The organism is Arthrobacter sp. NPDC058097 (assembly GCF_042884885.1).
Lineage (GTDB): Bacteria > Actinomycetota > Actinomycetes > Actinomycetales > Micrococcaceae > Arthrobacter.
In genome coordinates, this window is sequence record NZ_JBHVSZ010000005.1 from 266,287 (window position 1) to 290,607 (window position 24,321).

25 protein-coding genes are annotated in these 24,321 nt (G+C 67.6%); 20 read left to right on the forward strand and 5 right to left on the reverse strand.

Annotated features, from left to right (window positions below; genetic code table 11):
* Nucleotides 1-108: 108 nt before the first annotated feature.
* Nucleotides 109-618, forward strand: a complete 510-nt coding sequence (gene rbfA, locus ACFVTE_RS11150) for a 30S ribosome-binding factor RbfA (protein ID WP_387100293.1) — start codon at nt 109-111, stop codon at nt 616-618.
* A 131-nt stretch (nt 619-749) separates the two neighbouring features.
* On the opposite strand, the gene ACFVTE_RS11155 is transcribed toward rbfA, so the two are convergent.
* Complete coding sequence (locus ACFVTE_RS11155; RefSeq protein ID WP_387100295.1) at nt 750-1,871, reverse strand: ScyD/ScyE family protein; 1,122 nt, start codon at nt 1,869-1,871, stop codon at nt 750-752.
* A 366-nt stretch (nt 1,872-2,237) separates the two neighbouring features.
* Between ACFVTE_RS11155 and ACFVTE_RS11160 the strand changes: the two genes are divergently transcribed.
* Together ACFVTE_RS11160 and ACFVTE_RS11165 are read left to right on the forward strand one after the other, a co-directional pair.
* Nucleotides 2,238-3,974 (forward strand): DUF222 domain-containing protein, encoded by a 1,737-nt coding sequence (locus ACFVTE_RS11160; protein ID WP_387100298.1) that lies wholly within the window; start codon nt 2,238-2,240, stop codon nt 3,972-3,974.
* 49 nt (nt 3,975-4,023) lie between these two features.
* Nucleotides 4,024-4,509 carry a nucleoside deaminase gene (locus ACFVTE_RS11165; RefSeq protein WP_387100300.1) on the forward strand — a complete coding sequence of 162 codons (486 nt, stop codon included), beginning with the start codon at nt 4,024-4,026 and terminating at the stop codon, nt 4,507-4,509.
* Here the strand turns inward: ACFVTE_RS11165 and ACFVTE_RS11170 are convergent.
* The gene (locus tag ACFVTE_RS11170; RefSeq protein WP_387100302.1) at nt 4,503-5,675 is read right to left on the reverse strand and encodes a pyridoxal phosphate-dependent aminotransferase; all 1,173 of its coding nucleotides are present in this window, start codon (nt 5,673-5,675) and stop codon (nt 4,503-4,505) included. The two genes, ACFVTE_RS11165 and ACFVTE_RS11170, sit on opposite strands and share 7 nt — an antisense overlap.
* A gap of 91 nt (nt 5,676-5,766) precedes the next feature.
* On the opposite strand from ACFVTE_RS11170, the gene truB reads away from it, so the two are divergent.
* Genes truB through ACFVTE_RS11185 form a run of 3 tightly spaced genes read left to right on the forward strand, consistent with a single transcriptional unit; the run spans nt 5,767 to nt 7,593 of the window.
* Nucleotides 5,767-6,780 (forward strand): tRNA pseudouridine(55) synthase TruB, encoded by a 1,014-nt coding sequence (truB, locus tag ACFVTE_RS11175; RefSeq protein WP_387100305.1) that lies wholly within the window; start codon nt 5,767-5,769, stop codon nt 6,778-6,780.
* A gap of 2 nt (nt 6,781-6,782) precedes the next feature.
* The gene (locus ACFVTE_RS11180; RefSeq protein WP_387100308.1) at nt 6,783-7,136 is read left to right on the forward strand and encodes a hypothetical protein; all 354 of its coding nucleotides are present in this window, start codon (nt 6,783-6,785) and stop codon (nt 7,134-7,136) included.
* A 19-nt stretch (nt 7,137-7,155) separates the two neighbouring features.
* Nucleotides 7,156-7,593 (forward strand): hypothetical protein, encoded by a 438-nt coding sequence (locus tag ACFVTE_RS11185; RefSeq protein ID WP_387100311.1) that lies wholly within the window; start codon nt 7,156-7,158, stop codon nt 7,591-7,593.
* 67 nt (nt 7,594-7,660) lie between these two features.
* On the opposite strand, the gene ACFVTE_RS11190 is transcribed toward ACFVTE_RS11185, so the two are convergent.
* Complete coding sequence (locus ACFVTE_RS11190; RefSeq protein WP_387100313.1) at nt 7,661-8,476, reverse strand: DUF937 domain-containing protein; 816 nt, start codon at nt 8,474-8,476, stop codon at nt 7,661-7,663.
* Nucleotides 8,477-8,752: 276 nt separating this feature from the next.
* On the opposite strand from ACFVTE_RS11190, the gene ACFVTE_RS11195 reads away from it, so the two are divergent.
* The 7 genes from ACFVTE_RS11195 (at nt 8,753) to ACFVTE_RS11225 (ending at nt 16,878) form a co-directional block, all read left to right on the forward strand.
* Nucleotides 8,753-9,736, forward strand: coding sequence for a bifunctional riboflavin kinase/FAD synthetase (locus ACFVTE_RS11195; RefSeq protein WP_387100316.1), 984 nt, complete (start codon nt 8,753-8,755; stop codon nt 9,734-9,736).
* A 64-nt stretch (nt 9,737-9,800) separates the two neighbouring features.
* On the forward strand, nt 9,801-10,655 hold the full coding sequence (kynA, locus tag ACFVTE_RS11200; protein ID WP_387100319.1) for a tryptophan 2,3-dioxygenase: 855 nt from the start codon (nt 9,801-9,803) through the stop codon (nt 10,653-10,655).
* A complete protein-coding gene (kynU, locus tag ACFVTE_RS11205; RefSeq protein WP_387100322.1) occupies nt 10,652-11,890 on the forward strand; it encodes a kynureninase in 1,239 nt (412 codons plus the stop codon). The genes kynA and kynU overlap by 4 nt, the downstream gene beginning before the upstream one ends.
* A gap of 179 nt (nt 11,891-12,069) precedes the next feature.
* Nucleotides 12,070-12,339, forward strand: coding sequence for a 30S ribosomal protein S15 (rpsO, locus tag ACFVTE_RS11210; protein WP_003798808.1), 270 nt, complete (start codon nt 12,070-12,072; stop codon nt 12,337-12,339).
* 240 nt (nt 12,340-12,579) lie between these two features.
* Nucleotides 12,580-14,844, forward strand: a complete 2,265-nt coding sequence (locus ACFVTE_RS11215; RefSeq protein ID WP_387100534.1) for a polyribonucleotide nucleotidyltransferase — start codon at nt 12,580-12,582, stop codon at nt 14,842-14,844.
* 198 nt (nt 14,845-15,042) lie between these two features.
* A complete protein-coding gene (locus ACFVTE_RS11220) occupies nt 15,043-16,386 on the forward strand; it encodes a M16 family metallopeptidase (RefSeq protein WP_387100325.1) in 1,344 nt (447 codons plus the stop codon).
* A gap of 30 nt (nt 16,387-16,416) precedes the next feature.
* The gene (locus ACFVTE_RS11225; protein WP_387100328.1) at nt 16,417-16,878 is read left to right on the forward strand and encodes a DUF1579 family protein; all 462 of its coding nucleotides are present in this window, start codon (nt 16,417-16,419) and stop codon (nt 16,876-16,878) included.
* Between the two features lie 80 nt (nt 16,879-16,958).
* Here the strand turns inward: ACFVTE_RS11225 and ACFVTE_RS11230 are convergent, their stop codons facing one another.
* The gene (locus ACFVTE_RS11230; RefSeq protein ID WP_387100331.1) at nt 16,959-17,225 is read right to left on the reverse strand and encodes a MoaD/ThiS family protein; all 267 of its coding nucleotides are present in this window, start codon (nt 17,223-17,225) and stop codon (nt 16,959-16,961) included.
* A 3-nt stretch (nt 17,226-17,228) separates the two neighbouring features.
* On the reverse strand, nt 17,229-18,404 hold the full coding sequence (gene moaA, locus ACFVTE_RS11235) for a GTP 3',8-cyclase MoaA (protein ID WP_387100334.1): 1,176 nt from the start codon (nt 18,402-18,404) through the stop codon (nt 17,229-17,231).
* Between the two features lie 143 nt (nt 18,405-18,547).
* Here moaA and ACFVTE_RS11240 point away from each other — a divergent pair, with 143 nt between their 5' ends.
* From ACFVTE_RS11240 to ACFVTE_RS11270, 7 genes are all read left to right on the forward strand, one after another.
* The gene (locus tag ACFVTE_RS11240; protein WP_387100337.1) at nt 18,548-20,098 is read left to right on the forward strand and encodes a molybdopterin-dependent oxidoreductase; all 1,551 of its coding nucleotides are present in this window, start codon (nt 18,548-18,550) and stop codon (nt 20,096-20,098) included.
* Nucleotides 20,099-20,116: 18 nt separating this feature from the next.
* Nucleotides 20,117-21,436: a gephyrin-like molybdotransferase Glp gene (glp, locus tag ACFVTE_RS11245; RefSeq protein WP_387100340.1), complete on the forward strand. Its 1,320-nt coding sequence runs from the start codon at nt 20,117-20,119 to the stop codon at nt 21,434-21,436.
* Nucleotides 21,424-21,918 (forward strand): cyclic pyranopterin monophosphate synthase MoaC, encoded by a 495-nt coding sequence (gene moaC, locus ACFVTE_RS11250; RefSeq protein ID WP_387100343.1) that lies wholly within the window; start codon nt 21,424-21,426, stop codon nt 21,916-21,918. Before glp ends, moaC begins: the two co-directional genes overlap by 13 nt.
* Nucleotides 21,919-21,992: 74 nt before the next feature.
* On the forward strand, nt 21,993-22,472 hold the full coding sequence (locus ACFVTE_RS11255; protein ID WP_387100536.1) for a molybdenum cofactor biosynthesis protein B: 480 nt from the start codon (nt 21,993-21,995) through the stop codon (nt 22,470-22,472).
* A complete protein-coding gene (locus tag ACFVTE_RS11260; protein WP_387100346.1) occupies nt 22,462-22,947 on the forward strand; it encodes a molybdenum cofactor biosynthesis protein MoaE in 486 nt (161 codons plus the stop codon). Before ACFVTE_RS11255 ends, ACFVTE_RS11260 begins: the two co-directional genes overlap by 11 nt.
* A gap of 118 nt (nt 22,948-23,065) precedes the next feature.
* Nucleotides 23,066-23,824 (forward strand): 4-hydroxy-tetrahydrodipicolinate reductase, encoded by a 759-nt coding sequence (gene dapB / locus ACFVTE_RS11265; RefSeq protein ID WP_387100348.1) that lies wholly within the window; start codon nt 23,066-23,068, stop codon nt 23,822-23,824.
* Between the two features lie 4 nt (nt 23,825-23,828).
* Entirely contained in the window at nt 23,829-24,317 is a 489-nt protein-coding gene (locus tag ACFVTE_RS11270) for a hypothetical protein (RefSeq protein ID WP_387100351.1), read from the forward strand.
* Nucleotides 24,318-24,321: the final 4 nt, after the last annotated feature.

Below are 24,321 nucleotides of genomic sequence, written 5' to 3' on the forward strand. Positions count from 1 at the left end.
ACCCAACGGTAGTACCTCGTTGGCCCGCCTTGGGCGCGTGGCAGTTACCTGACTTGTGTACGCAAGCGTAAGAGCGCCGTCGTACCCCCAATCTTTCTAGGAGTAAAAATGGCTGATCCGGCACGCGCTGCCAAGATGGCGCAGCGGATTAAGGTTGTTGTTGCTGAGGCTTTGGGCCGGAAGGTGAAGGATCCCCGGCTTGAGGGGATTACTGTCACTGACGCCCGTGTGACCAATGACCTGCAGCATGCCACCGTCTACTACACCGTGTTCGGCGACCAGGCTGTGCAGGCTGATGCTGCCAAAGGGCTGGAGAAGGCCAAGGGCGTGCTTCGGCAGGAAGTGGGCCGGAACATCACTGCACGGCTGACTCCCACGCTTGAGTTTGTGGCGGACCAGATCCCCGTGAATGCTTCCAACCTCGAGGAACTGCTGCGCACCGCGAAGCAGCGCGACGCTGAAGTGGCCGAACTGGCCAAGAACGCCAAGCATGCAGGCGAGGCCGACCCGTACAAGAGCGACGCCCAGCTGGACGTGGACATCGACGAAGACGATTTCGACGAAGAGGACCTCGACCTGGCCGACGACGAGGCAATCGACGAGGACCGGAACCGCTAGCGTTCCGTGTTCTGCACCGCCCTGCTCCGCGGGGCACATGCCGCCAGGCGCTGTAAGGGTGCGGCCGGATCTACATGATCCGGCCGCACCCTTACTTTTTTGTTCCGTACTTTCCCGGTTCCTACTTTTCGCTAGTCATCCAGCGGAGCCTTCACCACGCGGCCGTCCGGAGCCGCATTCGGTGCGGGCAGGGAGCTGACCGTGGCGTAGATGCTTTCGCCCCTGATGTCCACATCGGCCGTGAGCATGCCCGGAAGCACCACTGTCTGCTTGCTTGAGTGGGCGGACAGCCTCAGCACGCCCCCACCGAACAGCGACGCGGCGTACACATGCCCGTCGTCGTCCATGTCCAGACCGGTGGGTGACATCACATCGTCGGCGAACAGCTTCACGCGGCCATTGTGGGGGTTGATCTTGTAGACCGCTCCGCGGGCACCCAGCACGGGGTCCTCCGGGCCGCCGGGCAGCACCGAGACGTACAGCCAGCCGTCCTGTCCGCGCTTGACGTCGGTGGGCACGGGCTCGAAGCGGTAGGTGTGGCCGGCGATGCAGCCGGGAAGTTTGAGGGCCGCTGCCTCCTTGGCGGTGAACGTGTGCGGCCGGGCGGGCAGCACGGCAACGGTTTCGGCCTCGCCTGACTCCGCGTCGACCGACACGATGGCGTTGGCTCCGGCGTCGGCTACGTAGATGGTGTCGCCGTAAACATCGATTCCATAGGGATGCGAATCGATCTGGCCCTTGTAGGAGATGGGCACGTCCTTCGGGAGTTTCGCTGCACAGGTGGCGGGCAGATCCTTGAAACCGTAGCTGGTGCCGCCGTCGGCGTTGTGTTTCATCTCCAGGGCGGCAAGGTTGCCGAACGTCCGCTGCTTGCCGTCCGCGTCAATGCTCCTGATGTGTCCGGCCATCGGCCTCGGATCCATGGGGCCGGCGCCCTGGCTCTCGGCCAGGTAAATGGTGTGGCCGCGGCGGTCGCTGCCGGCCACGTCCCAGGCCGCGTTCCGGTAGACCACCGATTTGCTGCCGTCGCGGGCGATTTTCGTCAGCTGACCCTTGAACTCCTCGCTGACCAGAACCGAACCGCCCGGTCCGTCGCTGAGGTGGAGCGGGCTCAGCAGGCTCTTGGCAAGCACCGTGGGTGCCGACTGGGCCGCAGCGGCCTTGCCAGCCGGGGCCGCGTGGCCCGCCGGGGACGCCGACAAGAGGAGTGAGGCAGCCGCGACAGCCGCCAAAAGTGCTCGTTGCTTTTCCATATCGTCTCCAATGTCTTCGTTGCGCATCCAAAGCATTGAGACCGATATGTGGTCCGAAAAACGGGTCCCCCGACGCGCGTTATTCTAAGCCCGGCTTTCGGGGCATGTCGATGGGCCAAAACTTCGCTTGAGGCTGCGGCCAAGACGAAAAATGTCAGACTCCCTGATCAGACTGGTTCCATGGAAGCCATTGGGGGATTCACCGCACATCGGGCCTTAGGGCCCGGTGCCGGCGGGTTGGCTTCTGTTTCCGAGGACGACGGCGGTAGCCGGTTCAGCGGCGGGGTTTCCGACGGCGGGGCTCCAGCGGGCTCGCCCCTCGCCGCCGGGGCTGTTAATGTCAGACCCCCGCATCAGACTGGTTCCATGGAAGCCATTGGGGGATTCACCGCACATCGGGCCTTCGGGCCCGGTGTGCGTGGGTTGGCTTTTGAGCCGGCCTTTGTGGGTGCCGACGCCCTTCGGAGCGTTCCTGCCGGGGCGTACGTCGGCGTCCATGAGAGGGACGCGGTTGATCAGGCGCTGGCTTTGCTGGAACAGGACCCGATCAGCGCCGAGGACGCCGCGGTGTGGGGCTTCGGGCAGGCCGCGGACTTCGCCGGCCGGGTCGAGCGGCTCTCCCGGAGGGTGGAGCGCCTGCAGGTGATCGCCGCCGGGGCGGTGGACCGGTCCCGCACGGCCGCACTCACCGCCGCCGCATCACCCCTGGTCCCCGACCCCGAGCCCGTCACCGTCGCGGTGTCTGAGCCTTCACCGGGGGATGACGGGTCCCGGAACAGTGTCGAGTTCCTCCGGGACAGGCTGCGGATCAGCTCCGCCGAAGCCCGCCGCCGGCTCGGGCTGGCCGACTCGGTCCTGCCCCGGACCGGGTTCGGCGGGCTACAGCTCCCGCCCCGCTACGAAGAACTCGCCGCCGCGGTCAACACCGCCCGGATCAGCTCCCGCGCCGCGACCACGATCACCCTGGCCCTGGACCGGGCACGGCATTTCACCACCCCGGACCACACCGCCGCGATGGAACACGACCTGACCCGCGCCGCGATAGAGAACGACGCCGACTTCCTCACCAGGGTCGCCAAACACTGGGCCGAGGCCATCGACCAGGACGGCACCGAACCCTCCGAAGCAGCCCTCCGGCAAATCCAGGGCGCCTTCATCCGCCGCCCCAAACACGGCCTGCAGCACCTGGAAATCTTCGCGACCGCCGAACAGTTCGAAACCATCACCACAGTCATGAACGCCGCCACCAACCCCCGCGCCACGCCCCGGGCCAAACGCCAGGGAAACGGGTCCGGCGTCGACGCAACGGGCGGCGAAACAGGTGTCGGTGGAATGAGTAGTGACGGAGCGGGCAACGCTGAACCGGCCAGCCTGGCCGGCTGGGACACCGCGGACCCGCCGGAGGTCTTCCTGGACCACCGCTCACAGGGGCAGAAGCGGCTCGACGGGCTCGTCGGCGCGTTGCAAACAGTGCTCACCACCGACACCCTGCCCGCCAACGGCGGGCACCGGCCCCAGATCCTGGTCACCATCAACTACCGCGACCTCCTCGCCGACCTCCAACACCGGCAAGACGCACAATGGGCCCACGGCGCCCAGCGGGGCCAAAACGAACAGGGTCCGCAGCCGAGATCTGCCCGTCGGACTAATACCGGCGGGGCCAACCAAGGCACGGCCCTGTTCGCGTTCGGCGGCCCGGTGAACCCGGCCACGATCCGCAAAATCGCCTGCGACGCCGACATCATCCCCATAGTCCTCGGCAGCCAGGGCCGGATCCTGGACATCGGCCGCGCCTCGCGCGTCTTCCCGCCGCACATCCGCAAGGCCATCACCGCCCGCGACCAGGGCTGCGCGTTCCCCGGCTGCACCATCCCCGCCGCATGGTGCGAAGCCCACCACATCACCTACTGGTCCAGGGGCGGAACCACCAGCACCGGCAACGGCGTCCTGCTCTGCAGCCACCACCACCACCTCATCCACAAAGAACACTGGACCATCGAAGTCACCAACCAGGTCCCATGGTTCAAACCGCCCCCGGAACTCGACCCCCGACAAAAACCCCGCCGCAACAACTACTTCCACTCCCGCCCCCAACACGAATGAACGGCACCCGGCTGTCCCGCAGCGCCATCCGGCTGACTATGATCAGACCATGCGCGCCCAACCACCAGCTGCAGACGTGACCCAACACCTGACCGAGGCCGTGGCCCTGGCCCAACGGAACGTCGCAGCCGGCGGCGGTCCCTTCGGCGCGCTGGTGGTGACGGCCGACGGCACCGTGCACGAAGGGGTCAACCGCGTCACGCGGGACAACGACCCCACCGCCCATGCCGAGGTAGTGGCCATCCGGACCGCCGCTGCGGAGACCCAAAACTTCGACCTCAGTGGTGCCGTCCTGTACGCCAGCTGCGAGCCCTGCCCGCTGTGTCTCGCCGCTGCGCTGTGGGCCCGGATCGACCGGGTGTACTTCGCCGCCGACCGGCACGGCGCGGCCGCCGCGGGATTCGACGACGCGCTCTTCTACGAATATTTCGGCGGCGCCCGGCCGGAACTGCTGCCGGTCAGCCACACCCCGGTTCCGACGTCGGAAGATCCGTTCGATGCCTGGCGCAAGAACGCCGAACGCACCGACTACTGACGCTCGCCACCCGCCGGCCTGCGCGGGAGCCTGCCAACGCCTTCGACCAGTTCGCTTTGCTCGCCGCACAAGGCGATCCGGATCCAGCCCTCGCCGATTGAGCCAAAGGCAGTTCCGGGGGCAAAGGAGACTCCGGCTTCCGCAAGGAACTGCTTGACCCAGGCCCGGACGTTTCCGCCGCTCACGTGCGAGACGTCCGCCCACAGGTAGAACGCCCCCTGTGCGCTCAGGAAGGGAATGCCCTTCTCTGCCAGTACGGCCGAGGCCGCGTCGCGGTTGGCACGGTAATGCGCGTGGGCCTGCGACACATAGTCCTGGGGTCCGGTCAAAGCGGCGAGAGCCGCATATTGGGACGGCGACGCCACGCAGGAGACGATCGCCTCCATGACGTTGTTCATCCGCTGCTCCAGCCCGGGCGGGCAGATCAGCGCCCCGATGCGCAGACCGGTGAGCCCATAGGTCTTGGACAGCGTCAGCGACGTGAACACGCGTGCCTCGCCCGGAGCGGTGCTGTCGAACCGGGCGGGACTCACGTGCGGGACGTCGTACGTGAAGGCCTCGTAGCATTCGTCCGAGATGATCCACAGATCGTGGCGGCGGGCCAGTTCCACCAGTTCCCGGGTCAGGTCTTCCCGGAGGACCGCTCCCAAAGGGTTCGACGGCGAGTTGAGCATCAGTACGCGCGTCCGGTCCGTGATGAGCCCTTCGATGTCCGCGATCCGGGGCTGGAAATCGTGCGCGGGGTACAGGGGATACTCCACGGGGACTGCATGCAGCAGCCGGCTGGTCATGGCAAACGTGGGATAGCCCGGATTGGGAATCAGGATTTCGTCGCCGGGTGCGAGCAGCAGGCTCATCGCGAAGTGCAGGCCCTGCTGGGCGCCATCGACCACGTATACGCGGTCCGCCCCGATATCCATTCCGGACTGTTCGCGGAACCTGGCGGCGAATGCCTCACGGAGCGGCGGGATGCCGGCGTTCGGCGTGTAGTTGGTCTCGTCACGGTCCAGGCATGCGATGCCGGCATCCAGGACATGGCGGGGGAGCGGGAACCCGGGCTCCCCGATGCTCAGGATCAGCGCCCCGGGGGTGCGCCACGCCGCCTCGGTGATCTCGCGAATCTGGTTGACGGGTACGTCGAGTATGTGCGGGGAAAGCTCGGGCATGAGTGCCATCCTAGCGCCGGGCGCGGCAGCGGCCCCGACGAGCGGGCCGCCTCCCCAATAACCCGGCCACGTGCCCGATATACTGATAGGCGTGCTTTCTGGACTGGTAATAGTGGACAAGCCGCAGGGATGGACCAGCCATGATGTGGTTGGACGGATGCGGCGGATCGCCGGTACCCGGAAAGTGGGCCACGCGGGAACGCTGGATCCCATGGCCACCGGCGTGCTGGTGCTCGGCATCAACAAGGCCACGCGGCTCCTCACGTACATCGTGGGCACGTCCAAGACCTACACGGCAACCATCCGGCTGGGGGAGTCCACCATCACCGACGACGCCGAGGGCGAAGTGGTCAGCCGGACGAGTGCCGCATCCCTGACCGAGGACGCCATCCGCTCCGGCGTGGAGTCCCTCACCGGGGAGATCCAGCAGGTGCCCAGCAGCGTCAGCGCCATCAAAGTTAACGGCGAACGCTCCTACGCCCGCGTCCGCTCCGGGGAAGAGGTAAAGCTGGCCGCCCGGCCCGTCACCATCCACCGCTTCGACATCCACGGAATCCGCCGGGACCAGGCCTCCGGACACGACACGGACGTCGTGGACGTCGACGTGACGGTGGAATGCTCCTCGGGCACCTACATCCGCGCTCTCGCCCGGGACCTCGGCAACTCCCTCGGCGTCGGCGGTCATCTGACCGCACTGCGGCGGACCAACGTGGGTCCCTACTCCTTGGACCAGGCGCGCACCCTCGAAGAGCTCGCCGAAGACCTCGAAATCCTGGAAATGTCGCAGGCGGCCAGGGCGCTCATGCCCAACCGGGAACTGAGCGCCGACGAAACCACCGAGATTTCGTTTGGCCGGCGCATTGCGGCCGGAACCCCGGCGGGCACGCCGGGCGCCGCCACGGCGGAAAAGCCCGCAGCCGCGTTCGCGCCTGACGGATCGCTGGTGGCGCTGCTCGCCGACAGCGGAAGCTTCGCCAAACCCGTTCTGGTCTTCGCCCCGGGAACGGGACCCGGCAGCTCCAACAGTTCCGGCAGCTCCAACGCTTCCGACACCGACGCAGGTGTCCCAAACGGTTCCCGTGCCGACGGCGGCGGGCAGGCCTAGAGTTGGACGCGTATTTCTACATCATCCTGGCTGTCGGCCTGCTGTCCACGCTCATCTGTGTGGCGGCCGGCATCATGAAGAAGGCCCCGAACGACATCACCATCCTCTCGGTGGCCGCCGTCGAACTGGCCCTGCTGATCTACCTCGTGGGCTCCATAGTGCGGGTCATTGCGGGGGAGCAGATCGCCGGGGAGGCCTGGGAGTTCTGGGGCTACCTCGCCACCGCTCTCCTGCTGCCCCTCGCCGCCGTGTACTGGTCCATCCTGGAACGGACCCGGTGGAGCAACTTCGTCCTGGCCGCCGTCGGAGTTACTGCCCTCGTCATGGCCGCCCGCATGAATCAGATCTGGTACTGAAGTGGAAGAAGCACGCAAGTTGACTGATACGTCCGAACATACCGGCAAGCGTCCCGCCGACACGAGGAACACCGGCCCCGGCCGTCTCCTTATCGCCGTCTACGCCATCTTTGCCATCTCGGCCACCGCAAGGGCCGGCTACCAGATCCTCACCAAGTTCTCCGAGGCACCGCTGGCCTACCTGCTTTCCGCCTTCGCCGCCGTCGTCTACGTCGTGGCCACGGTGTCGCTGGCCAAGGCCGGCCGCACCTGGTTCAAGGTTTCCCTGGTGGCCGTCCTGGTGGAACTGGTCGGTGTCATTATCGTGGGGGCGCTGAGCCTGTTCGATTCCGTGCAGTTCCCGCACGAAACCGTGTGGTCCGCCTTTGGCCGCGGCTACGCCTTCGTTCCCCTCATCCTGCCGATCCTGGGCCTCATCTGGCTCTACCGACGGCGGCCGTCAGCACGGGCAGTCTAGGAACCGCTGCTGTCTGGGAACCGCTGCTGTCTCGGAACCAATGCGGCCTAGGAACCACGGTTCCGGGTCAGCGGTTCTCGTCGGGCAGGTCCACCTCGATCAGCTCACCGGGCGTCACGGAACGGTGCGCCGGCGGCGCTGAATCATTTGCCGGCACTGAGCCGTTCGTTTGGCTCGAATCATTTGTACCCGGCGCGCCGCCGGCTTGCGTGGGCGGTTCCTGGTCCTGCTCGTTCAGCTGAGCCTGCTGCGGTTGCGAGCCGCCGCCAAGGATGCCGCCCAGGATATCGCCAAGCCCGCCTGAACCGAGTCCGCCCGAACCAGGCCCGCCGGCGCCCTGTCCACTGCCACCCTGTCCTCCCGAGCCAAGGCCACCGAGGCCGCCGCCCAGGATTCCGCCGAGGATGCTTCCAAGGTCAATCCCGCCCCCACCCGCCGGGGACGACTGGGAACCTTGTGCCCCCGAATCCTGCCCGCCGCCGAGGACCTTCTTGGCCAGGTAGGACATGACGATCGGCGCGAGGATCGGCAGCAGCTTGCGCACGAGGTCGCCGCCCACACCGCCGAGGTTCGCTGTCCCGGCCAGCCGGTTGGCCACCTGGTCCTGCTGGCCGCCGAAGACGTGGCCAACGATCTTTTCGCCGTCCTGGGTGTCAACCTGCGACGGGTCCACGACGCCGTCGGCCAGTCCGTTCCGGTGCCTGGCCAGCTCGGACTCCAGCGCTGCGGCGCCATCGGGCGCCTGGACGTTGCTCTGCATTCCGGCAAGCAACGTCGGCACGGCGGCTTCCACTGCGGCCTGCGCGGACGCCGTATCAGTCCCCAGCAGGGAAGCAATCTGCTGGACCGGGATCTGTCCCAACAGCTCCTGGATATCACTCATGGCGTGGCTCCTTCCGGCCCGCTCATCTCGCAGGCGATCTGTGCGGCTAAAACGCGAATGAAACTCAGATAGCTCGGGGCAGCGCTGCCCGGCCGTCGCCTTTGCATCCTAGCCGCGCGTGCTTGCCTAAGGTAGGCCCCGCCGGGCCAGCCACGCCTCGCTCGCCGGGCCACCGAACCGGGCGTCCGTGGCAGGCTGTGATTGCGGGTAACCTTAGAGAGTTCCGGCCCTGGCGCGCCGGGAGCAAGTTCTGTCAGGCAGTAAAAGGCGAGGTTGATGGTCCACATCTGGAACGATCCGACCGAGGTCCCCGAAGACTTTGGTCCTTCCGTTGTCACTATCGGCAATTTCGACGGCGTCCACCGCGGCCACCAGCAGGTGCTGTCCCAGCTCATCAGGACCGCGCGGCTGAACAACGCCAGGTCGGTTGCCGTGACGTTCGACCCCCATCCGGCCCTGGTCCATCGGCCGGAAAGCGCCCCCGAACTGATCATGGGCCTGGAGGACAAACTGCAGGCGCTCGGCGAGCTCGGACTGGACGCCATTCTGGTCATGAAGTACTCCCTGGAGCTCGCCAGCCTCACCCCGGAAGAATTCGTCGGCTCGGTCCTGGTGGACAGCCTCCACGCCAGCCACGTGGTGATCGGCCACGACACACGGTTCGGCAAGGGGAACTCCGGAGACCTGAACACCATGCAGGAGCTCGGCGAGAAGTTCGGCTTTGAGGTCCTCATCATCAGCGAGTTCGGCTCCGAAGGCTTCCCGCTGCATGACGACGGCGGAACGGACCGCCGCTGTTCCTCCACCTGGGTGCGCGAGGCGCTGCGGGAGGGAGACGTCGGCACCGCTGGCGCGGTTTTGGGCCGCGCTCACCGCATGCGGGGCGAGGTGGTCCACGGCGCGGCGCGCGGCCGCGACCTCGGCTTTCCCACCGCCAATCTCTCCAGCGATGCGAGCGGCCTGATTCCGGCGGACGGCATCTACGCGGGCTGGCTCGTCGATGAGGCGGGGACCCGCTGGCCGGCCGCCATCTCCGTTGGTTCCAACCCCACGTTCGACGGCGTGAGCCGCCAGGTGGAGGCACATGTCATCGACAGGCCGGAAGAGCGCATCGAGGACTTCGATCTGTACGGCCAGACAGTAGTCGTCGAGTTCGTGGCCAGGCTCCGCGGCATGGTGGCATACCGTGGACCTGAAGCCCTCGTGGAGCAGATGCGCCAGGACGTCCTGCAGACGCACGACATCCTGCTCAAGCGCTAGCCCCTGCATCCCGCGGTCCTTTCCCAGTCCCGCACCACACAGTATTGGCAAGGAAGGCGACGCTGTGACCGTAGAGAAGAACACCAGGAAACTGGACAAGGGGATTGTGCGGGATTTCAGTTCCCGCATGAGTTACGCGTCCTACCTGCAGCTGCCTACACTGCTCAGCGCCCAACAGCCGGTCAGCGTCCCGGAACACCACGACGAGCTGCTCTTCATCATCCAGCACCAGACCACGGAGCTGTGGCTGAAGCTCGTGCTCCACGAGCTCCGCAGCGCCGCGCAGTGGCTGCGTTCCGATGACCTCGGCTCGGCACTGAAGGGCATCGCGCGGGTCAAGCACATCCAGAAGACCCTCACCGAACAGTGGTCCGTGCTGGCCACGCTGACACCCACCGAGTACGCGGAATTCCGTGGCTTCCTGGGCAATTCGTCCGGTTTCCAGTCCAGCCAGTACCGCGCCGTCGAGTTCGTGCTCGGCAACAAGAACAGGAAGATGCTTCCCGTCTTCGAGTCCGATCCCGAAGCCCACGCCCTGCTGACCGAAGTCCTGCACGCGCCGAGCATCTACGACGAATTCCTCGCCTACCTGTACCGCCAGGGCTTCGATGTTCCCGAGGAGGTGCTGAACAGGGACGTGACCCGCGCGCACGAGTTTGAGCCTGCCCTGGTGCCGCTGTTCAAGCACATCTACGAGCACGCCGCGCAGAACTGGGGAGCCTACGAGGCATGCGAGGAACTGGTCGACCTGGAGGACAACTTCCAGCTGTGGCGGTTCCGGCACCTGCGGACCGTGCAGCGCACCATCGGCATGAAGACAGGCACCGGCGGCTCCACCGGGGCGGCGTTCCTGCAAAAGGCCCTTGAGCTCACGTTCTTCCCGGAGCTGTTCGCCGTGCGCACGGAGATAGGACAGTGACCACGCAGGCAGGCGACGCCCTGCTGCAAAAGGCCGCACGCCTCGACGCCCAGGACCCGCTGGCCCGCTACCGGAACCTGTTCGTCGGCGCAGAGACCGAGCTGTCCTACCTGGACGGCAACTCCCTGGGACGCCCGCTCAAGCGGACCGCCGGAGACATTGCCACCTTCATCCAGGAGGGCTGGGGCGGGCGCCTGATCAGGGGCTGGGACGAGGAATGGCTGGACATGCCCCAGGCCATCGGCGACCAGCTGGGGCGGGCGGTGCTCGGCGCCGCCGCGGGCCAGGCCATCATCGCCGACTCCACCACGGTGGTGCTCTACAAGCTGATCCGGGCCGCGCTGGCCGCCGTCGGGGATCCGGCGCGGACAGAAATCGTGGTGGACACGGACAACTTTCCCACCGACCGGTACCTCGTCGAGGGCATCGCCGAGGAGGAGGGCCTGACCCTGCGCTGGATCGAAGCGGATCCCGCCTCCGGTGTCCACCTCGACCAGGTGCGGGAGGTTGTGGGGCCGGCCACCGCCGTCGTCCTTCTTAGCCATGTGGCCTACCGCTCGGGGTACCTGGCAGACCTGCCGGGCATTACAGCCGCAGTGCACGACGCCGGCGGGCTGGTGATCTGGGATCTGTGCCATTCGGCCGGGTCCGTGGAGCTGCAGCTTGATGCCTGGAACGTGGACTTTGCGGCGGGCTGCACCTACAAGTACCTGAACGGCGGGCCGGGTTCGCCCGCCTTCGCCTACGTCAGTAACCGGCACCTGCCCGGACTGGCGCAGCCCATCTGGGGATGGATGGGCCGGAAGGACGCGTTCGAGATGGGGCCGGGCTACGAACCGGCCGCCGGCATCCGCGGTTTCCTCAGCGGCACGCCGGCCATTTTCGGAATGATCGCCATGCGCGGCACGCTGGACCTGATTGACGAGGCCGGCATGGAAGCCATCCGGGAAAAGTCGCGGCAGCTCACCGCGTATGCGCTGGAACTGCACGATGCCTGGCTCGCGCCCGCCGGAGTGAGGCTTGCGACACCCCGGGATCCTGACCGCCGCGGAGGCCACATCACCGTTGACCACCCCGCCTTCCGGGAGGTGACCGCGGCGCTCTGGGAGAGGGATGTCATCCCGGACTTCCGTGCGCCGCAGGGCATCAGGATCGGACTTTCGCCGCTGAGCACCGGCTTTGCCGAACTCCACCGCGGCATGGCGGCCATCCGGGACCTGCTCCCCGAGGCGTGACCAGCCCTGTTGCCGTTTCGACAGAATTGCAACACGGCCGGTAAACTAAGCGGTGGATCCGGCTGCAGTCCGTGGTTGCTGGATCCTGTCATGCGCGGAAAGTTCTTCGCAGCTCCGCGCCGGCACCCCCGGCAGTGAATTACTGACTCGGGCCTCACGGCACATCTCTAGGAGTTATTGTGGCACTTGACGCCGCCGTAAAGCAGTCCATCATCAAGGAATACGCAACGTCCGAGGGCGACACCGGTTCGCCGGAGGTCCAGATTGCGGTTCTGACTCAGCGGATCAAGGATCTGACTGAGCACATGAAGGAGCACAAGCACGACTTCCACACCCAGCGCGGTCTGCTGGCCATGGTTGGTCGCCGCAAGCGCATGCTGACTTACCTGAAGAACACTGACATCGCCCGCTACCGTTCGCTCATCGAGCGTCTCGGCCTGCGCCGCTAGTCTGGTTTGGAGGCGGCCCTTTCCACCAGGGACGGGCCGCCTCGTCAGTACATAAAAACTAAACAGGAGGATCAACCGCATCACGCATTCGCGGTCCTCGGTAGTGATCCCCGGGAAGCTTCGCTGACTGAAGCCGGCCCGTGGGTCTCGATCGATGACCGGGTGCAGGGCCAGTAGACAGATGCTGGGCTGGGTTGATGCGGCTGGACTTCCGTTACATAGGAAACGGAGGTGACTCTCTTGGAGGGTCCCGAAATCCAGTTCTCAGAAGCAGTCATTGACAATGGCCGCTTTGGCAAGCGTGTAATCCGCTTCGAAACCGGCCGTCTCGCCAAGCAGGCAGCCGGCGCAGCCATGGTGTACATCGACGAGGACACCGCGCTGCTCTCCGCGACCACCGCAGGCAAGCACCCGCGTGAAGGCTTCGACTTCTTCCCCCTGACGGTGGACGTCGAAGAGCGTATGTACGCCGCCGGCCGCATCCCGGGCTCGTTCTTCCGCCGCGAAGGCCGCCCGTCCACCGAAGCGATCCTGGCCTGCCGCCTCATGGACCGCCCGCTGCGCCCCGCGTTCGTCAAGGGCCTGCGCAACGAGGTCCAGATCGTCGTCACCGTACTGGCGATCAACCCGGACGAGCTGTACGACGTTGTGGCCATCAACGCCTCCTCGATGTCCACCCAGCTCTCCGGTCTGCCGTTCTCCGGCCCGATCGGCGGCGTCCGCGTTGCCCTCGTCGCAGACGAGCAGGGTTCGCAGTGGGTTGCCTTCCCGAAGCACTCCCAGCTCGAGAACTCCGTGTTCAACATGGTCGTTGCCGGCCGCGTTGCCGGTGACGACGTCGCGATCATGATGGTCGAGGCAGAAGCCACGGACAACTCCTGGAGCCTCATCAAGGAGCAGGGCGCCACCGCCCCCACCGAAGAGGTTGTTTCCGAGGGCCTGGAGGCTGCCAAGCCGTTCATCAAGGCACTCTGCGAAGCCCAGCAGGACCTGGCCGCCCGCGCAGCCAAGCCCACGGTCGAGTTCCCGGTCTTCCTGGACTACCAGGACGACGTATACGCCGCCGTCGAGGCTGCTGCCTCCGAGAAGCTCACGGCTGTCTTCCAGATCGCCGACAAGCAGGACCGCGACAACGCAGCCGACGAGCTGAAGGACGAGGTTGTTGGCTCGCTGGCCGAGCAGTTTGAAGGCCGCGAGAAGGAGCTGTCTGCAGCCTTCCGCTCCGTGACGAAGCACGTGGTCCGCCAGCGCATCCTCAAGGACCAGATCCGCATCGACGGCCGCGGCCTGACGGACATCCGCCAGCTCACCGCCGAGGTCGAGGTCCTGCCCCGCGTTCACGGCTCCGCCATCTTCGAGCGTGGCGAAACCCAGATCATGGGCGTCACCACGCTGAACATGCTCAAGATGGAACAGCAGATCGACTCGCTGTCGCCGGTAACGCGCAAGCGCTACATGCACAACTACAACTTCCCGCCGTACTCCACCGGTGAGACCGGCCGCGTCGGTTCCCCGAAGCGCCGCGAAATCGGCCACGGTGCCCTGGCCGAGCGCGCGCTCGTCCCGGTGCTGCCGTCGCGCGAGGAGTTCCCGTACGCCATCCGCCAGGTGTCCGAAGCCCTCGGCTCCAACGGCTCCACCTCGATGGGCTCGGTCTGCGCCTCGACGCTGTCCATGCTCAACGCCGGTGTTCCGCTGAAGGCTGCCGTTGCCGGCATCGCCATGGGCCTGGTCTCCGACCAGGTGGACGGCCAGACCCGCTACGCCGCGCTGACCGACATCCTCGGCGCCGAAGATGCCTTCGGAGACATGGACTTCAAGGTTGCAGGTACGTCCGAGTTCGTCACGGCCATCCAGCTGGACACCAAGCTCGACGGCATCCCGGCATCCGTGCTGGCAGCAGCACTGAAGCAGGCACGCGAAGCCCGCCTCCACATCCTCGAGGTCATCAACGCCGCGATCGACACCCCGGACGAGCTCTCTGAGTTCGCTCCGCGCGTCATCGCCGTCAAGATCCCCGTGGACAAGATCGGCGAGGTCATCGGCCCCAAGGGCAAGATGATCAACCAGATCCAGGAGGACACCGGCGCGGACATCTCCATCGAGGACGACGGCACCGTCTACATCGGCGCCACCGACGGCCCCTCGGCAGATGCCGCCCGCTCCGCGATCAACGCTATCGCCAACCCGCAGGTTCCCGAGGTCGGCGAACGCTACCTGGGCACCGTGGTCAAGACCACGACCTTCGGCGCCTTCGTGTCCCTGACCCCGGGCAAGGACGGTCTGCTGCACATCTCCGAGCTGCGCAAGATCGCCGGCGGCAAGCGCGTGGACAACGTCGAGGACGTCGTCTCCGTGGGCCAGAAGATCCAGGTCGAGATCACCAAGATCGATGACCGCGGAAAGCTGTCCCTGTCTCCGGTAGTGGCTGAAGAGGAAGGCGCCGGCGACGCCGACCGCGTCCACGCTTCCGCTCCGGCAGAAGGCTCGGACGCTTCCGAGTAGTTCCGGGCTCCGGCAGCTGAGTGCTGCCGGCAACCCATCAGGGCGGGGCCGTTGGTTGTACCACCGGCCCCGCCCCGTTTAACCCGCACCCAAAACCTCCACTTGCGGCGGCAAACAGCCCATGTCAGAGCCACGCCGACGGCGGGGCCCGCTGGTACGATTGCAGGCAGATTTGGCTCCGCTTTCCGAAAGGCCTTGATGACTGTCGTACCCCTGCCGCTGGAGCAGAACCACCCCGGCGACACCCTGATCCACGGAGCCGACGGCGGTTCGGAAGTCCGCCGCTCGGTCCTCCCCGGCGGGGTCCGCGTCCTGACTGAGGCCATGCCGGGGCAGCGTTCGGCCACCATCGGATTCTGGGTGGGCGTCGGGTCCCGCGACGAGGCCCCCGGCCAGCACGGCTCCACGCACTTCCTTGAGCATCTCCTGTTCAAGGGCACCAAGCGGCGCACGGCCCTGGAAATCGCGTCGGCCTTCGACGAGGTGGGCGGCGAATCCAATGCCGCCACGGCGAAGGAGAGCACCTGCTACTTCGCCCGCGTGCTGGACACGGACCTGCCGATGGCCATCGACGTCATCGCCGACATGATCACCGGCGCCGTGCTGGACCCCGCGGAGATGGAGCAGGAGCGGGACGTCATCCTCGAAGAGATCGCAATGGACAGCGACGACCCCACGGACGTCGCCCATGAACACTTCGTGGCCGCCGTGCTCGGCACCCATCCGCTCGGACGCCCCATTGGCGGCACGCCGGACGCGATCCGCGCCGTGGCGCGTGACTCCGTCTGGGACCACTACCGCCGCTACTACCGCCCGGACGAGCTGGTGATCACCGCCGCCGGCGGTTTGGAGCACGACGTCGTCTGCCGGCTCGTGGTGGATGCCCTCCACTCGGCCGGGTGGTCCCTTGAGCCCGGCGCGGCTCCCGTGGAGCGCCGCTCCACTGCGCGCGCAGAGATCACCGGCACCGCCGGGCTGCATGTTGTCACCCGCCCGGTGGAACAGGCCAACATCATCATGGGCTGCCCCACCATCGTGGCCACCGACGAACGCCGCTACGTCATGAGCGTGCTGAACGCCGTGCTCGGCGGCGGAATGTCGTCGCGGCTGTTCCAGGAGATCCGCGAGAAGCGCGGGCTCGTGTACTCCACGTATTCCTTCGCGTCGTCCTACGCCGACGCCGGCTACTTCGGCATGTACGCCGGCTGCACGCCCACCAAGGTCCGCCAGGTCCTGGAGCTCCTCGGCGCCGAACTCGACAGCCTCGCGGCCGGCGGCATCTCCGAGGACGAGCTCCGCAAGGCGGTGGGACAGCTCTGCGGCGGCATCGTCCTGGCCCTGGAGGACACCGGTTCCCGCATGTCCCGGCTGGGCCGCGCCGAGCTGGTCTCCGGCGAATACCAGGACATCGACGAGACCCTGCGCCTCATCAAGGCCGTGACCGCGGAACAGGTCCAGGAGCTGGCCAGGGAGCTGGCCGCGGCGCCCCGGACCGTCACGGTGGTCGGCCCCTTCGATGAATCGGAAACCTTCGGGCTCTGAATCTACTGAAGTTCCGGCCTAGGAGGAATAATGGACCAGCCGCAACCGGGCACAGCGCACGAAGCGCTGGAGATCTTCGTCGGGCGCTGGCTGGGAACCACCGAACTGGCCGCCTCGCCGTGGGGTCCGGCCCGCACGGCCACCGCGGAGGTGACGTTCACCCGCGCGGCCGGAGGGTTCGCCGTCGTCCAGTCCTACCGCCACACCGAAGCCGACGGCACGCACTTCGAGGGGCACGGGGTCTTCACGGTGGACCCCGACCACGACGAAACGCTCTGGTACTACGTCGACAGCATGGGACAGCCCCCGCCGGCCCCGGCCCGCGGGGTCTGGCACGACTCCACCCTCACGGTGGAGCGGCGCAGCGACCGGGGCGCCGCCCGGCACACCTTCCGGGTGGACCAGGGCGTGCTGACCCACACGGCCGAACTGCGGCTGGGGGAGGCCCACGACTTCCAGCCGTTCATGACCTCGATCTGTCACCGCGCCTGAATTTAAGCGCCGACCCAACCAAGTAGCAGCACAGGGCGTTCCCGCGGCCGGGAACGCCCTGTGCTGCTACCTGGATGGGATTAACCGCCGGCGAAAGGCGGCAGGACGTCCACCACGTCGCTGTCCGCCAGGACGGTGGTCCGGTCCCGGACGGCGACCTCGTTCAGCAGGAAGCTGCTGCGGGCCAGGATCCTGTCGAGCGGCGGCGTCCCGGCCGGAGGCTCTGGGCGTTCGACGTCGAGCATGGCGGCCAGCAGGGACTCCACCGTGGAACCGGCGGGAAGTTCAAAGCGCTCTTCCTCCACGCCCGCCGCGGAGCGTGCGGCAGCGAAGTATCGTACGTTCAAGGATCAGCCTCCGATGGCGCTCATGCTGCGGTCCGGCTGGACGAAGTCCGGGGCGTCGAGTCCCACGTGGTCCATGCCGTGGGCTTTGGGCTTCAGCCACATGGCATCCTGCCAGCGTTCGGCGAGCTGCTCGTCGCTGGCGCCTTGCCTCAGCAGGCCCAGCAGGTCGAATTCCTCCCGGGAGAAGAGGCAGCTCATGATCTTGCCCTCGGCGGTGATCCGGGTCCGGCGGCAGTCGGAGCAGAACGGCTCGGTGACCGAGGCGATGATCCCCACGGTGCCGAGCACCGGGCCGTGCGAATCAGCGGAAGGGCTGGCGTCCCCGGAACTTCCAGCCCGGCGTCGTACTTCAAAGCGTTCCGCCGGTGCGCCGTCGCGGGCGCGCGGGTCCGGGCTCAGCACGAAGTCCGCGGAGAGGAGTTCCCGGATCTCGGCCGCGGTGATCATGTTCCGGCGGGTCCAGCCGTGGTCGGCGTCCAGCGGCATCTGCTCGATGAAGCGCAGTTCGTAGCCGCGTTCCAGCGCCCAGGCGAGGAGGGACGGCGATTCGGTGTCGTTGATGCCCCGCATCAGCACGGCGTTGAGCTTCACGGGACCCAGGCCGGCGGCCCAGGCGGCATCCACCCCGGCGAGCACCCTGTCCAGAAACGGGCGCCGGGTCAGTTTGGCGAAGGTTTCCTCATGCAGCGAGTCCAGGGACACATTGATCCGCGTCAGCCCGGCGGCCTTGAGTGCTGCGGCCTTGCGGTCCAGGCCCACGCCGTTCGTCGTCATGGAAATGGGGAGCCCCGGGTGTGCCTGGCGAAGGGCGGCAATGATGTCGACGAGGTCGGCACGGACCAGGGGCTCGCCGCCGGTCAGGCGCAGTTCGCGCACGCCCAGCCGGTCGACGCCGATGCCGACGATCCGCACGATTTCCTCGCCGGTCATGACTGCCTGCTTGGACAGCCACTCCAGCCCTTCGGCCGGCATGCAGTATGTACACCGCAGGTTGCATTTGTCCGTCAGCGAAAGGCGCATATCCGTGGCCCTGCGGCCGTAACGGTCGGCGAGGCCCGCGGGAGCCTCAGCCGGGCGGCGGGCGGGGACCCCGGCCGCGGGCGCAGCCGGAAGCGGCTGCGACCCCGAAGCGGGCACGCCCCCTTCACGGAGCTGCGGGATGCCAAGCTGAACACTCATTACTTCAGGCTACGCCACGATGGGGCGCCGATCACACCCGGCCCGAACCGTGACTGCGCTGCGCCGCGGGGACCCGCAGCTGCGACGGCCGGGGTGGGGAGCGGGCAGTGCCGGAAAGCGCTGCCTGAACCTATGCTTGAAGGGTGAACGGGTCCTCTGAGCCAGGCCGGCACCGGCGCCGGTGGGCGGCGGCCGCAGGCGTGGTGGCAGCCGGAACCGGACTCGTCGCGAGTGAGCTCATTGCCGGCTTTGTAAGTCCGTCACTCTCAACAATTAGCGCCTTGGGCGGAGCCGTCATCGATTCCGTTCCACCGGGCGTCAAGGACTGGGCTGTTTCCCTCTTCGGCACGGCGGACAAGCTGGCCCTGCTGGCCGGCATGGCGCTGGCAATCGCCGTTATCGCCGCCGCGGCAGGCGTCCTGGAGCTGCGCCGACGCTTCGCGGGTGTTGCCATTTTTGCCATTTTCGGCGTCGTGGGCCTGGCGGCGGTCCTGACCCGCGCCCAGGTGACCGCAGCCGCCGTCGTTCTTCCGCTCCTTGCCGCCGGGATAGGGATCGCTGTGCTGCTCAAGCTGGTTCGGCGCCTGGCTGCCCCCGACGTCGCCGGGGATGCAGGCCCGCGACCTGCCAGGCGGGGCTTCTTCCAGCTGCTCGGCGGCACCGCGGCCGGCGTCCTGGTGGGCGGCGCCGTCGTCACCGTCTGGCGGGGCGGGGCCGCCGGCGTCAACGAGGTCCGCCGGACCCTGAGGCTGCCCGTGCCGGAGTCACCGGCCCCGCCCATTCCGGTCGGCGCCGACCTCGGAGTGGCCGGGGTGGCGCCCCTGGTCACACGCAACAGTGACTTCTACCGCATCGACACCGCACTGTCCGTCCCCGTCCTTGATTCCCGCGAGTGGCGGCTCAAGGTCACCGGGCTGGTGGAACGGGAAGTCGAGATCACGTTCGAGGACCTGTTGGCGAAACCCCTGATCGAGCGGCATGTGACCATCGCCTGCGTGTCCAACGAGGTGGGCGGCGACCTGATCGGAAACGCCCGCTGGCTGGGCTGGCCGGTAAGGGAGCTGCTTGGGATGGCCGGCCCCAAGCCGGAGGCGGACATGGTCCTGTCACGGAGCTCGGACGGCTTTACGGCCAGCACCCCGCTCGAGGCGCTCACCGACCGGCGCGATGCGCTGCTCGCCGTGGGCATGAACGGCGAGCCGCTTCCGCTCGAGCACGGCTTCCCCGTGCGCATGATCGTGCCAGGGCTGTACGGGTATGTCTCGGCCACCAAGTGGCTCACCGAACTGAAGGTCACGAGGTTCGCCGACGACGTGGCCTACTGGACGCCCCGCGGCTGGTCCGAGCGCGGCCCCATCAAGATCTCGTCCCGGATCGACGTGCCCCGGGACGGAGCCTCTGTGCCGGCCGGGAACGTGGTGTTCGGCGGTGTTGCCTGGGAGCAGCACACCGGTATCGGCAAGGTCGAGCTGCGCGTGGACCGGGGGAGCTGGCAGCCCGCCAGGCTGGCCCCGGGCATCTCGGCGGACACGTGGTACCAGTGGCAGCTCGGCCTTGACCTGCAGCCGGGGCAGCACGAGGTCCAGGTGCGGGCCACGGACCTCAAAGGCACTGAACAGACGGAGGAACACCGCTCGGTGGCGCCGGACGGTGCCACGGGCTTCCACACCATTAGAGTGGACGTGAAAACGTAGCCCACCAAAGGCCGGACCATGCATAGCCCCCACGAGCACAGCACCCGTCAGCACAGCCAGCACGACGAGGGCAGGCATGATCCCGGCGCCCACGATCACAATGAACACCGGCACGGTGAACACGGCCACGGCGAACACCGGAGCGTCGCGGACCACCGGCAGGCGGTCAGGGAGCTCCTCGAACCTCTGCTGTCGCCGGAGCGGACCGATAAGCTGCCGCTGGTCCAGGCGCTGGGCCGCGGGCTCGCCGAGGACATCACCGCTCCGGTCAGCCTGCCCCCGTTTCCGAACTCGCAGATGGATGGCTTTGCCATCCGCTCCGCCGACGTGCCCGACGGCGGCGCGACCCTGCGCGTGGCGGCTCCGGTTCCGGCCGGCGCACGGCCCGCGCCCCTGCAGCCCGGCACTGCCGTCCCCATCATGACCGGTGCCATGGTGCCCGACGGGGCGGACGCCGTCGTACCCGTTGAACATGCCGTCCCCTCCATCTTTCCGGTCCCGAACGAAGAAGCCGAGGTGAGGCTGCCGGCCACGCCGGCCGGGACGTTCATCCGCGCCGCCGGAAGCGACATCGAAGCCGGCCGGCAGGCGCTGGCCGCGGGCACCTGCCTGGGCCCGGCGCAACTGGGCCTGCTTGCCGCGCTGGGGTTGCCGGAGGTCCTGGTCCACAGGCAGCTTTCGGTCCTGCTGGTCACCACCGGCGACGAAGTGGTGGAGCCAGGGGAACCGCTGGGCGACGGCAAGATCTACGACGCCAACGGCACGCTCCTGGAGTCCTCCCTGCGGCAGGCGGGGCTTGCCGTGACCAGGGCGGGCATCTCCGCCGACAGCCCGGACGGCCTGCGGACGCTGCTGCGCACCCACACGTCGGCCGTGGACCTGATTGTCACCACCGGGGGAGTGAGCAAGGGCGCGTACGAGGTGGTGCGGCAGGCCATGGACGGGCAGGACGTCGCGTTCCAGCACGTCGCCATGCAGCCCGGCGGCCCCCAGGGGCTGGGAACGTTCGACGGCGTCCCCCTCCTTGCGTTTCCGGGGAACCCCGTCAGCTGCCTCGTCTCCTTCGAGATGTTCCTCCGTCCGGTGCTGGGCGAGCTGTTCGGAGCGCCCGCGCCCAGGCCCGCGGTCCGTGCCCGGCTGGCCCAGTCGCTGACCTCTCCGGCGGGCAAGCACCAGGTCCGGCGCGGGTCTTTCCAAGCTGACGGCACGGTCCGGCTGCAGGGCGGCGAAAGTTCGCATCTGGTGCAGGCGCTAGCGCACTCGGACGCCCTGGTGCACGTACCCGCCGGCACCGCTGCTCTCGACGAGGGCGCCGAGGTGGAAGTATGGATGTTGTGACTGCAGAAAATGACCACGGCGCCCTGACCCACCTGCGCCGTGACGGCACGGCCCAGATGGTGGACGTCTCAGGAAAACCGGAAACCACCCGCGAGGCCACGGCCACGGCGACGGTCCGCAGCACCGCCGAGGTCCTGACGCTGCTGGGCACCGGCGGCCTGCCCAAGGGCGATGCCCTGGCCGTGGCCCGGGTTGCGGGGATCATGGCGGCCAAGAAAACGCCTGAGCTGATCCCGCTGTGCCATCCGCTCCCCATTTCGAAGGTGACCATCGACTTCGAACTGGGACCCGAGACCGTGGACATCCTGGCCACGGTCAAGACCCGGGGTGTGACCGGCGTCGAAATGGAGGCCCTGACGGCCGCTTCCGTGGCGGCGCTCAGCGTCTACGACATGATCAAGGCAGTGGACAAGCATGCCATCCTCACGGACATCAAGGTCCTGGCCAAGAGCGGCGGCAAGAGCGGGGACTGGGCACTGTGAGCACTGCCGATTCGAAAGCCACCGCTTCGAAGTCCACTGACCCCGGAGCCAGGGGCGCGCACGTCCACGGCGAGGTGCAGGGGCGCAAGGCCGGCGTCGTGATTGCCTCAACACGGGCTGCCTCGGGCGTCTACCAGGACGAGACCGGCCCCGTCATCACCGACTGGCTCACCGAACACGGCTTCGTGCCGTATCCGGTGATGGTGGTGCCCGACGGTGAGCCGGTGGGCGCGGCGATCCGCGCGCTCCTGACCCAGGAACCCGCCGTCGTCATCACCAGCGGCGGAACGGGACTGAGCCCGGACGACCGTACGCCGGAAATGACGCTGCCGCTGCTGGACCGCGAGATCCCCGGCATCATGGAGGGAATCCGGCAGTTCGGAACGGCGAAGACGCCGCATGCCATGCTGAGCCGCGGACATGCCGGTTCGGCGGGCCGGACTTTCATCATCAACCTGCCCGGTTCACCCAAGGGAGTCATGGACGGCCTGTCCGTCCTGGACCCGGTGATCGGGCACCTGTGCGACCAGTTGGAGGGCGGACATGGCCACTGAGGCATCGTTCGAAGTAGTAACCGCGGTGCTCAGCACCGAACCCATCTCCGTGGACCAGGCCATCGCCGCCGTGGAATCGGACACCGCAGGAGCCGTGGTCAGCTTCAGCGGCGTGGTCCGGAACCACGACGGCGGCAAGCCGGTGGACCGGCTCAGCTACAGCGCCCATCCCACGGCCCGGAAGGTGCTGGACGACGTCGTGGCGCAGCTGGTGGCCGAGCAGGCCGGGGCGGCCGGAACCGACGGGTCCGCTGATGGCGCCATGGCTCCGCCCGTCCGGATCTGGGTAGCGCACCGGGTTGGCCCGCTGGAAATCGGCGACCCTGCCCTCGTCTGCGCGGTATCGGCCGCCCACCGCGGGCAGGCCTTCGCCGTGTGCTCGGAGCTGGTGGACCGGGTCAAGGCGCAGGTGCCGATCTGGAAGGAACAGTTCTTCAGCGACGGCACGGTCGAATGGGTCGGGGCCGGGGAATAAGGGACGTCAGCGCCGGGGAGTAGAGGCCGGCCCAGGCAGGCTTTAGGGCGTCCGCGCGTGAGGTAACGCATGCGCTCCGGTTCCGTCTGCCGGGCGCCCGAACGGTAGTGTTGAATCCATGACCCAACAACTTCCTGTCGCCGTTCTGGGCGCAAACGGGCGCATGGGCGCCGAGGCCGTCAAAGCTGTGGAGGCCGCACCCGACATGAAGCTCGTCGCCGCGCTGGGACGCGGAGACTCCCTCGATTCCCTCCTCGAATCCGGTGCCCGGTACGTCGTGGACCTCACCGTTCCGGAGAGCACCGAGGAAAACGTGCGCTTCGCCGTCGAAAACGGCATGAACGCCGTGGTCGGCACCACGGGCTGGGACCAGGGCAGGCTGGAGTCGCTGGAGACCCTGCTGGCCGGCCACCCGGAAGTCGGCGTGCTGATTGCACCCAACTTTGCCCTCGGTTCCGTGCTCACGTCGGCATTTGCCGCCAAGGCGTCCAAGTACTTCGAATCCGTGGAGATCATCGAACTCCATCACCCGGACAAGGTGGACGCGCCGTCGGGTACCGCCGTGCGCACCGCCCAGCTGGTGGCTGCCGAACGCGAGGCTGCCGGCGTCGGCCCCAGCCCCGACGCCACCACCACTGAACTGGCCGGCGCCCGCGGCTGCGAAGTGGATGGCGTGCGCGTGCACAGCGTCCGCCTCCGCGGCCTCGTGGCACATCAGGAGGTCCTGCTCGGCGGCCCGGGGGAGCAGCTGACGCTCCGTCACGATTCCTTCGACCGGGCGTCATTCATGCCCGGTGTGCTCCTCGGCGTGCGGAATGTCGCCGCGCACCCGGGGCTTACCGTCGGCCTGGACGGCTACCTGGACCTGGGGCTGTAACGCAGTGAAACCGCTTCTTGGCTGGCTGAGGACCAACCGCACCAAGATCTGGGTGGGCGCGGTGACGCTCCTGCTGGTCTTCTACCTCGTGGTGTCCTTCCAGCGCTCCGTCCTGCTGCTGGCGGACGCCGAGCCGGTGGCCAAGGCCATCGGCGCGGCGTACCTCGTGCTGCCGGTGATCGGCGCCTGGGCGCTGATCCGCGAACTCCTCTTCGGTGCCCGGACGGAACAGATGGCACGGGTGCTTGAGGCCGAAGGCGGCCTGCCGGAGGACAACCTGCCGCGAACCCCCGCCGGCCGGATCATCCGGGCTGCCGCGGACGAGGAGTTCGAGAAGTACCGCGCCGAAACCGAGGCCGCGCCGGACGACTGGCGCTCCTGGTTCCGGCTCAGCTGCGCCTATGACGCCTCGGGTGACCGGAAGCGGGCACGTTCCTCCATGCGCGATGCAGTGCGGCTGTTCCGCGCCTCCGGCGACGCTGTGGCGCAGTAGGGCA

Bases quoted from the DNA above. Each gene is read 5' to 3' on its own strand.
- ACFVTE_RS11225 (WP_387100328.1), top strand. From the start codon at position 16,417: ATGGACCAGCCGCAACCGGGCACAGCGCACGAAGCGCTGGAGATCTTC.
- rbfA (WP_387100293.1), top strand. From the start codon at position 109: ATGGCTGATCCGGCACGCGCTGCCAAGATGGCGCAGCGGATTAAGGTT.
- ACFVTE_RS11190 (WP_387100313.1), bottom strand. From the start codon at position 8,476: ATGAGTGATATCCAGGAGCTGTTGGGACAGATCCCGGTCCAGCAGATT.
- ACFVTE_RS11165 (WP_387100300.1), top strand. From the start codon at position 4,024: ATGCGCGCCCAACCACCAGCTGCAGACGTGACCCAACACCTGACCGAG.
- moaC (WP_387100343.1), top strand. From the start codon at position 21,424: ATGGATGTTGTGACTGCAGAAAATGACCACGGCGCCCTGACCCACCTG.
- glp (WP_387100340.1), top strand. From the start codon at position 20,117: ATGCATAGCCCCCACGAGCACAGCACCCGTCAGCACAGCCAGCACGAC.
- ACFVTE_RS11155 (WP_387100295.1), bottom strand. From the start codon at position 1,871: ATGGAAAAGCAACGAGCACTTTTGGCGGCTGTCGCGGCTGCCTCACTC.
- ACFVTE_RS11160 (WP_387100298.1), top strand. From the start codon at position 2,238: ATGGAAGCCATTGGGGGATTCACCGCACATCGGGCCTTCGGGCCCGGT.
- dapB (WP_387100348.1), top strand. From the start codon at position 23,066: ATGACCCAACAACTTCCTGTCGCCGTTCTGGGCGCAAACGGGCGCATG.
- ACFVTE_RS11220 (WP_387100325.1), top strand. From the start codon at position 15,043: ATGACTGTCGTACCCCTGCCGCTGGAGCAGAACCACCCCGGCGACACC.
- ACFVTE_RS11195 (WP_387100316.1), top strand. From the start codon at position 8,753: ATGGTCCACATCTGGAACGATCCGACCGAGGTCCCCGAAGACTTTGGT.
- moaA (WP_387100334.1), bottom strand. From the start codon at position 18,404: ATGAGTGTTCAGCTTGGCATCCCGCAGCTCCGTGAAGGGGGCGTGCCC.
- ACFVTE_RS11170 (WP_387100302.1), bottom strand. From the start codon at position 5,675: ATGCCCGAGCTTTCCCCGCACATACTCGACGTACCCGTCAACCAGATT.
- ACFVTE_RS11260 (WP_387100346.1), top strand. From the start codon at position 22,462: ATGGCCACTGAGGCATCGTTCGAAGTAGTAACCGCGGTGCTCAGCACC.